Source organism: Streptomyces rishiriensis (assembly GCF_003112535.1).
GTDB lineage: Bacteria > Actinomycetota > Actinomycetes > Streptomycetales > Streptomycetaceae > Streptomyces > Streptomyces rishiriensis.
On sequence record NZ_BEWA01000061.1, the window covers coordinates 1 to 4,678 of the forward strand.

General features: G+C 72.0%; 1 protein-coding gene. It reads right to left on the reverse strand.

The window, feature by feature from the left end:
* Positions 1–4,678: type I polyketide synthase (locus tag Sri02f_RS42380; protein WP_218029945.1), on the reverse strand; the 4,678-nt coding region annotated here is incomplete at both ends.

Below are 4,678 nucleotides of genomic sequence, written 5' to 3' on the forward strand. Positions count from 1 at the left end.
CACGACCTCCCGCAACCCACCACCCACCAGCGCACACACCGCGTCGAACGCCTCAGCGAACACCGGGAACGACGCATACAACTCACGCCCCATCCCCACCCGCTGCGCACCCTGACCCGAGAACAAGAACGCCGTCCGGCCGGGATTCGCCGCTGTGCCCTGAATCAGGTTGGCTGCGGGATCTCCGACGGCGAGGCAGTGGAGGCCGGCCAGCAGTTCCGCGTGATCGCGGCCGTGGACGACGGCGCGGTTCTCGAAAGACGTGCGGGTGGCGATCAGAGCACTCGCCACGGCAGCAGGGGCGAGATCCGCTCTCGTCTGCGCGTAGGCATGCAGCCGGGTGGCTTGTGAGCGCAGGGCGTCGGAGCCGCGTCCGGACAGCACCCACGGCACCACCGGCAGACCCGCACCCGCACCCGCACCCGCACCCGCACCCGCGCCCTCGCCCTCGCCCTCGTCCTCCGCCTCGTCCGCCGGCTCGGCCGGGGCCTGTTCGAGGATGACGTGCGCGTTCGTCCCGGACAGACCGAACGACGACACACCCGCACGCCTCGGACGCCCATCCTCCTGCAGCCACGGCCGCCGCTCCGTCAACAGCCGCACCTCCCCCGCCGACCAGTCCACATGCGACGACGGCTCACCCACATGCAACGTCGCCGGCAACACCCCATGACGCAACGCCTGCACCATCTTGATCACACCGGCCACACCCGCAGCCGCCTGCGTATGACCCACATTCGACTTCACCGACCCCAACCACAACGGCCGCCCCGCCTCACGACCCTGACCATAGGTCGCCAGCAACGCCTGCGCCTCGATCGGATCACCCAACCGCGTCCCCGTCCCATGCGCTTCCACCACATCCACATCCACCCCCGACAGACCCGCCGACCCCAACGCGGCCCGGATCACCCGCTGCTGCGACGGACCGTTCGGAGCCGTCAACCCGTTCGACGCACCATCCTGATTCACCGCCGAACCACGCACCACCGCCAACACCCGATGCCCCAACCGACGCGCATCAGACAACCGCTCCACCACCAGCACACCCACCCCCTCACCCCACCCCGTACCGTCCGCACCCTCACCGAACGCCCTGCACCGACCATCCGCCGCCAGACCCCCCTGACGACTGAACTCCACAAAAGCACCCGGCGTCGACATCACCGTCACACCACCCGCCAGGGCCAGGTCGCACTCCCCCGACCGCAACGCCTGCCCCGCCAGATGCAACGCCACCAAAGACGACGAACACGCCGTGTCCACCGTCACCGCCGGACCCTCCAGACCCAGCACATACGACACCCGCCCCGACACGACGCTCGCCGCGTTGCCCGTGCCGACATACCCCCCGAAGTCACCCTCCGACACACTCAACAACGCCGGATAGTCCTGACCGTTCGTCCCCACGAACACACCCGCACGACTCCCCCGCAACGACCGAGGATCCACCCCCGCCCGCTCCACCGCCTCCCACGACACCTCCAACAACAACCGCTGCTGCGGATCCATCGCCAACGCCTCACGCGGCGACACCCCGAAGAACTCCGCATCGAAACCACCCACACCCGACAGGAACCCACCGCGACGGGGGTACGTCGACGTGTCGCGTCCGGCGCCGCCGAAATCGTCGAAGTCGGTGAGGTTGTCCCAGCCGCGGTCCGTGGGGAAACCGCCGATGGAGTCCTCCCCCTGCAGGAGCAGATCCCAGAACTGCTCGGGCGTCTCGACACCACCCGGAAAGCGGCAGCCCATGCCGATGATCGCGAGGGGATCGTCGGCGAGCGCGGCGGGCTCGAAGGGGCGGACGGCGGAGTCGTTCGTGTGCGTGGTCGGCGACAGTTCGGTCAGGAGGAGCTCGGCGACTGCTTCTGGCGTGGGGTGGTCGAAGACGAGGGTCGCCGGCAGCCGTGCTCCGGTCGCTTCGCTGAGGGAGTTCCTCAGCTCGAGTGCCGTCAGGGAGTCGAGTCCCAGCTGCGTGAACGGCGTGTCCGGGCGGATGTGCGTTTCGGGGGCGTGCCCGAGCACGTCGGCCAGCGTGCTCCGCACGAGTGCGGCGACCGCCTCGCGGCGGCGGGGCTCGGGCAGGTCGAGGAGGCCGAGCCGCGAGGCGGCGGATCGCGCCGCCGACGCGGCCTCGCGCAGGGCGGGGCGGCCCGCCAGGGCACGCAGCAACGGGGGCAGCCTGTCGGCGGTCCGGCGTAGTGCGGCGCGGTCCAGGCGGAGCGGGATCGGGGTGACGTCGGTGTGGGTCAGGGCACGGTCGAAGAGGGCGAGGGCGTCGCCGGTGGGCAGCGCGCCGATGCCGTTGCGGGCGGCGCGGCTCTGCGCGGCATCGGTGATGCCGCTGGTCATGGCGCTGTCGGCTTCCCACAGGCCCCAGGCGACGGACACCGCGGGACGTCCGTCGGCGCGCAGACCGACGGCGAAGGCGTCGAGGAAGGAGTTCGCGGCGACGTAGTTGCCCTGACCGGGACCGGCGAACGTGGCGGCGGCCGAGGAGAACAGCACGAACGCCGACAGGTCGAGGTGTCGTGTCAGCTCGTGGAGATGGACCGCCGCGTCGACCTTGGGCCGCAGCACCGAGGTGAGTCGCTCCGGGGTGAGGGAGGTGACGACGCAGTCGTCGAGCGTTCCGGCGATGTGCACCACGGCGCCGAGCGGGTGTTCGGGCGAGATGTCGCGGATGACGGCGGCGAGAGCGTCGCGGTCGGCCGCGTCGCAGCTCACGACGGTGACTCGGGCGTCGACGGCGGCGAGTTCGGCGATCAGGGCGGCAGCGCCCGGGGCCTGCGGGCCCCGTCGGGTGACGAGGAGCAGGTGACGCGCACCGTGCCGGTGCACGAGGTGGCGGACAGTGGCGGACCCCACCGTCCCGGCGCCGCCGGTGACGAGCACCGTCCGGTCCGCGGGGAACGTCACTGCGGCGGGTCGCTGTGCGGCGTCCGCGACCCGGGTGAGCACCGGAGCGAGCAACTGCGCGTCGCGCAGGACGAGTTCGTCTCCTCCTCGCCGGGCCGCGTCCTTGAGCTGGTCGTCGGTGGGAGTGGCGTCGCCGTCGAGGAGCAGGATCCGGCCGGGGTTCTCCGACGCGGCCGACTTGAACAGCCCGCGCACCGCTGCGGCGGGCAGGTCGGTGACGGTCTCGCCGGGGCGCGCTGCGACCGCACCGTGAGAGATCAGCAGCAGGCGGGAACGGCCGGCGCGCGGTTCGGTGAGCCAGCGCTGGAGCAGACGGAGCGCTTGCTCCGTGGCGGTGTGCACGTCGGACACGAGCCCGGCGCCGCTGTCGGCGTCCGCCGTGCGCCAGGGGAGGGCGACCAGGTCGGCGAAGGGGACGTCGGAGGTGGTCTCCAGGGCGGCCAGGAGCTCGTCCGGGCTCTGCCGGGCCACGGACTCGACGGTCTCGCGCTCCGTGGCGGCCTCGGCCGCGGTCCACGTGACGGCGTAGAGATCGCTGCCGCGGTGCCGGACGGCGCCGGGATGTTCGTCGGCGTCGAAGGGCAGGACGGCTACGGTCGAGGCGGTCAGGACGGGGGCCCCGGTGACGTCCAGCAGCCGGAGCTCGCTTTCCGTCGTCGAGCGCGGAACGACGTGCAGCCGTATGCTCGCCGCCGCACTCGCGTGGAGGGTGACTCCGGACCAGGCCACGAGACGCGGCACCGGTTGTCCGGCCGCCGTCAGCATGAGCAGGGCGCAGTCCAGGAGGGCGGGGTGGACGGCGAACCTGGCCGCCTCGGCTTCCGCCGTCTCCGGCAGGGCGGCCTCCGCGAAGACCTCGTCTCCCAGACGCCAGACGGCTGTCAGCACCTGCGAGCGGGGCAGGTCGAGGTCTGTGTACACCTCGTCCAGGGGGACGGGCGCCGCGCCCGGCGGAGGCCAGGCCGCGACGTCTTCGGCGACGTCGGGGCTCAGGCCCCTCGGGTCTTCCGGCCCGGCGAGCAGCGTTCCGCGGGCGTGGCGGGTCCAGGGGCGGTCCTCGTCCGACGGGCCGGCGTCCGGGTCGTAGGGGCGTCCGTACAGAGCGAAGGTCCAACGCGGCTCGCCCTGGACCGCCTCCGTGACCGTCTGCACCTCGATCTCCCCGGTCGCGGGGAGCGGCAGGGGAGCGTCGACCCGGAGTTCGGCAAGGTGATGGGCGCCGATGCCGCGTCCGGCGTGGAGAGCCAGATCGGTGAGGACGGAGGCGGCCACGAACGAGCCGCCGCCGGTGGCGAGTTCACCCAGCCAGGGCTGTGTGCGCGGGGAGAGTCGTCCGGTGGCCACCACGGTGGTGGAGTCGGCGAGGCCGATTCCGTCCGAGAGCAGCGGGTGTTCGCCCCGCCGTCCGGCGTGGTTCGCGACAGGATCGAGCCAGTAGCGTGTCCGCTGGAAGGGGTACGTGGGCAACTGGACCGACTCGCCGGTGTCGTCCAGGAGTGCCTTCCAGTCCACGGGCCTGCCGGAGGCGTGGAGCGCTGCCATCGCCGCCACCGTCGTCCGGGGCTCGTCCCGGTCCTTACGGAGTGTCGCGGCGAAAAGGGCTTCGTCGCCGCTTTCTTCGGCAACGGCACGGGCGAGGGCGGTGAGGGTGGCGTCGGGGCCGATCTCCAGGAACCGGGTCACGCCCTCGGACGCGAGCACACCGATCCCGTCGGCGAAACGCACCGCCTCCCGCACATGCCGCACCCAGTAATCC